The organism is Acinetobacter sp. YH16051, from assembly GCF_013417135.1.
Lineage (GTDB): Bacteria > Pseudomonadota > Gammaproteobacteria > Pseudomonadales > Moraxellaceae > Acinetobacter > Acinetobacter towneri.
Genome location: NZ_VPEN01000055.1, coordinates 1 through 3,817 on the forward strand (window position 1 = coordinate 1; position 3,817 = coordinate 3,817).

At 35.7% G+C, this 3,817-nt stretch carries 6 protein-coding genes; 2 read left to right on the forward strand and 4 right to left on the reverse strand.

From position 1 onward, the window contains the following. Both FTV41_RS13845 and FTV41_RS13850 read left to right on the forward strand, forming a co-directional pair. The coding region (locus tag FTV41_RS13845) for a MobA/MobL family protein (RefSeq protein ID WP_179996706.1) at positions 1–584 on the forward strand (584 nt) is incomplete at its 5' end. Beyond that, positions 581–1,090 (forward strand): hypothetical protein, encoded by a 510-nt coding sequence (locus FTV41_RS13850; protein ID WP_179991655.1) that lies wholly within the window; start codon positions 581–583, stop codon positions 1,088–1,090. The genes FTV41_RS13845 and FTV41_RS13850, both read left to right, overlap by 4 nt. 107 nt (positions 1,091–1,197) lie before the next feature. Here the strand turns inward: FTV41_RS13850 and FTV41_RS13855 are convergent, their stop codons facing one another. The 4 genes from FTV41_RS13855 to FTV41_RS13870 form a co-directional block, all read right to left on the reverse strand. After that, positions 1,198–1,641: a hypothetical protein gene (locus FTV41_RS13855; RefSeq protein WP_179991656.1), complete on the reverse strand. Its 444-nt coding sequence runs from the start codon at positions 1,639–1,641 to the stop codon at positions 1,198–1,200. Between the two features lie 318 nt (positions 1,642–1,959). Then, on the reverse strand, positions 1,960–2,175 hold the full coding sequence (locus tag FTV41_RS13860; RefSeq protein WP_111886106.1) for a hypothetical protein: 216 nt from the start codon (positions 2,173–2,175) through the stop codon (positions 1,960–1,962). After that, entirely contained in the window at positions 2,165–2,461 is a 297-nt protein-coding gene (locus FTV41_RS13865) for a BrnT family toxin (protein WP_179991657.1), read from the reverse strand. The genes FTV41_RS13860 and FTV41_RS13865 overlap by 11 nt, the downstream gene beginning before the upstream one ends. A gap of 142 nt (positions 2,462–2,603) precedes the next feature. Then, positions 2,604–3,485, reverse strand: a complete 882-nt coding sequence (locus tag FTV41_RS13870; protein ID WP_005020924.1) for a hypothetical protein — start codon at positions 3,483–3,485, stop codon at positions 2,604–2,606. Between the last annotated feature and the right edge of the window lie 332 nt (positions 3,486–3,817).

The following is a 3,817-nucleotide window of genomic DNA, read 5'->3' on the forward strand; positions in this document are numbered from 1 at the left end:
ATAAAAACCATCACGCCCATATCATGCTGACCACCCGAAAAGCTGAATTAGACCCTGACAATAAACTCACTCTGACCACCAAAACCGATATTGAGTTAAGTAATGCCAAACGCAAAAGCCTTGGCATGGAGACAACCCAAGAAGACATTAAGCAAATTAGAGAAACATGGGCAGACTTAGCCAATAAAGCCTTGGAACGTGCAGGCTACCGAGAAAAAATAGATCACCGCAGCTATGCCGATCAGAACAACGGATTACAAGCCACCATCCACGAAGGCACCAAAGTCACTCAATTACGCAGACAAGGCATAGACACTGAAATCAGCCGTTTCAATGACAATGTGAAACAGCAGAATACCCAACAACTTAATCAACAGAAACAGCAGAAAGAGAGCGTTTTACAGCGTGGTTTAAATCGTGTTGATCAAGGTTTTGAGCAATGGCAGAAGAACCAAGAAAGCAAACGCCTAGAACTGGAACGCCAAGCCGAAATACAACGACAGCAAAAACTAGAGCATCAACAAGCCGAGCGAGCCAATCGTAAGGCATCACAAGACTTAGATCAGGGCGGAATGTCATTATGAGTAACCAAAACGATGATTTAGACCTAGACGATCAGTTATATATTCTATTGGCATCTATGAAGGAATACAGGGAAGCCATAGCAGACGATAATAAGCGATTAGAGACGTTTTACAATGAAGTGGCTAGCGGAGTACTTAATAAGGCTGAAAAGTCGCTAGAAAACGCAAATAAGAAGCATACAGGTGCATTGAATAATAGTATTCAGCATTTAAACCAAGTTGCAGCTCAACTAAATGCAAAATTTATCCTATTTTTCGCCAGTACTTTTGTGGCTTTGGTTCTCGTATTGCTTTTGGCTATATTTTTGTATATCCCAAGCCTTGATGAAATCCAACAGCGCAGAGCAGATAAAAAAGCATTAGCAGCATATGCACTTCAAATCAAAGTTGATGATGGAGAAACACTCGTCAGAATCATGACGAAAAATCCGTGTTACTCATTCCAACCAAATAGCGTCAAAGAAAAGACCTATGACTGGTGCCAGATCGACCCTAAAAAATACTAGATGATCGGTACTTTGCTTGGTTTTTCTCATTACTGATCAGATTACAGCAAGCGCAAAGTTGCCCGACTTTGAAACATGGCTAAAGCCATATTTCAAAGAGTCGAACATTAATTCTCTTTGCACTGTGTATTCACACTAGATTGATAACAAACAAATTTTCTACCGTCAGGCTGAGTTATATAAAGATAATCCCCGACGCTGTTGTATACGGAACCATTTGAACCATAGCCATTATTTTCATTTATTTGGTAATAAGTATAACCATTTGAACCGTAAGAACGATCTTCTGTATTGTAATAAGAACTACCATCACTCCCATATGTGAAGTTACCAACATTATTATAAGAAGTAGTACTGTTATTTTGTTTTTTATTAGCATAATTAACTACGGCATCAGCCATAGCATTTAAACCATTTTGAAGTTGCTGATTTCCTTGAGAGTAACTTTGAAAATTAACACTTGGCGGTGGGATATATGTCCAGTCGTATTTATTTGCTAAGGTAGAAGTAGATAAAATAGTAAATGAAAAAAGTAGAATTAGTATTTTCATAATATTCATATTTAAGTAAAAATTAATTAATTTTAATTTGTTATAACTAATATGTATAGCTAGATGTATCGTAAGATGCCGAGTGAATGTCTACGAACGACTGAGCAACATTAAAATTTCGACCTACTTCATTATCAAGCGTAAGCGGACGAAAAAGCTTTATGAGAAATGCAAATTCATTAATGATCCTGAAAAATACTAGATGATCGGTACTTTGCTTGGTTTTTCTCATTGCTAAGCAAATTACAGCAAGCGCAAAGTTGCCCGACTTTGAAACATGGCTTTAGCCATGTTTCAAAGTATCGAGCTAAATTTTAATTAAACACGTTTCAAAGCCATGATATGACGAACCATATCGTTAATATGCTGTTTTGTTTCATTATCTTGAGAGCTTAGCCAAGTTACAACATCTGCATCAAAAGCCTTTGCTTGAGCAGTGGCATGGCGTTCTTGTAATTTTTTCACAAAATTTGGTTTTACTACTGGCGCATTGGTAGGGTCAAAATTTTTATAACGTTCTAATTCATTTTGCATGGTTATACCTCCGCTTTTGATTGTGCGATGGCTCAAAGCCAGTAATGATTCTTGCAACATCACCACGTTCAACCCAAACCACTGTTAGTAGTCTACCACGATTACTCAGACCAATTGATATTAGCCGTTGCTCATCGTAATGACCAAGATCGTCAAAGGAAATCAGCTCTGGATCAAGAAAAACGCTACATACTTCTTCAAAAGTAATTTCACGCCCTCGATAGACTATTTCCATTTTTTTATCGTGCCATTCAAATAGCAGACCGTAATACTCAATCAACGGCATGTTTAGCCTTTTCCTAGATTTACAACTTCTAAAAGTCTACTTAGAGGGTTTTACTTATTCAATAACTCATTAATTTAAATGGGTTCTAACATCTAAATTTCGTATAACAGCCATTATGTAAAATGAAGGTTTATAAATAAAATTAGCCCCCTAATTCTATTTTTCCATGACAGTGTTTATATCTATAACCACTATTACATGGACATGAGGCTGCTCTACGACTAGGAACTGGTACTAAATTCCAATTTTGACGCCATTTTATTCCTAAATTCAACATCATACCTACACCACAATTATATGAAAAATTTCGTATAAATTGATTTGTTTGAATGTTTGTACCTTTTGGTGAAACTTTTATGTCTATACCAGATACTTCAAAGTTAATTTCAGAAATAGTTAGAGGGAATTCTAAGGAATCAGGAGCTTCTATATCAAAATTCTTTTTAAATAATTCTTTATTATTAATGACATAAAATTTAATTGATAGAAAATCTCCATTTTCATATTTAATTTCAATTTCTTTACCACTAGGGGGGCACTTAAAATCAATAGGAGTTCCTATATTTTCCCAGCAGTTATTCCTCATTACTAAACGCTCTTCCTTAGACACACTAAGCATTTCAACATTTAGCAGTAAATAACCACTTTCATCCCTTGTTAAAGAAACTACATCATAATTATCAATTACAAGTGCGCGAGGTGTTTCATAGTAGAAATTTCCCCCTACTACGGTTAATAATTTATTTCTCCGCCATTCAAAATTGCCTTTTACTTTTTCTGAATTAACCTTATTTTTTTTAAACTCTACTAATTGATCATTGGTATAAGCATAATTATCAGCATTTTTATGATGCTGTGTACAAAGAGCAATCATACCCTCTGGTCTGTGATGATTTTCAATACTCCAAGGCGGATCGAAATGATGCCATTCGAGATAAGGGTTTCCACAATTAGGAACAGGACAACCAAATCCTACCTCCTGTCTAAGAGTTTGAATTACTTTTTTAGGGGGCGTCCTATTCATTGATGATCTACCATGTGATTTTTTAAATTGTCTAAAATTAACATAATACACCTTATACGAAATGCTTTTCATTTCTCATTAAATTTCAGTGTCTTATCTTGATGTAAAAAGCCCAACTGTACTCAGTTGGGCTTTTTTAATGATTTGTCACGTTCCACGCCTATTCTTTGATCAATGTTTCACAACTTTGATTAGCTCCATTAAATAATTAAAACCTAGATAATAAGAACCGAGCGAGTGTCTACGAGCGATTGAGCATCATCAAAATTTCACGCTCGCCTTTTCTCTGATTACAAGCTCCCTTTCGATTTTAAACGGTAGGTACAGAGCAT

Bases quoted from the DNA above. Each gene is read 5' to 3' on its own strand.
- FTV41_RS13850 (WP_179991655.1), top strand. From the start codon at position 581: ATGAGTAACCAAAACGATGATTTAGACCTAGACGATCAGTTATATATT.
- FTV41_RS13855 (WP_179991656.1), bottom strand. From the start codon at position 1,641: ATGAAAATACTAATTCTACTTTTTTCATTTACTATTTTATCTACTTCT.
- FTV41_RS13860 (WP_111886106.1), bottom strand. From the start codon at position 2,175: ATGCAAAATGAATTAGAACGTTATAAAAATTTTGACCCTACCAATGCG.
- FTV41_RS13865 (WP_179991657.1), bottom strand. From the start codon at position 2,461: ATGCCGTTGATTGAGTATTACGGTCTGCTATTTGAATGGCACGATAAA.
- FTV41_RS13870 (WP_005020924.1), bottom strand. From the start codon at position 3,485: ATGAATAGGACGCCCCCTAAAAAAGTAATTCAAACTCTTAGACAGGAG.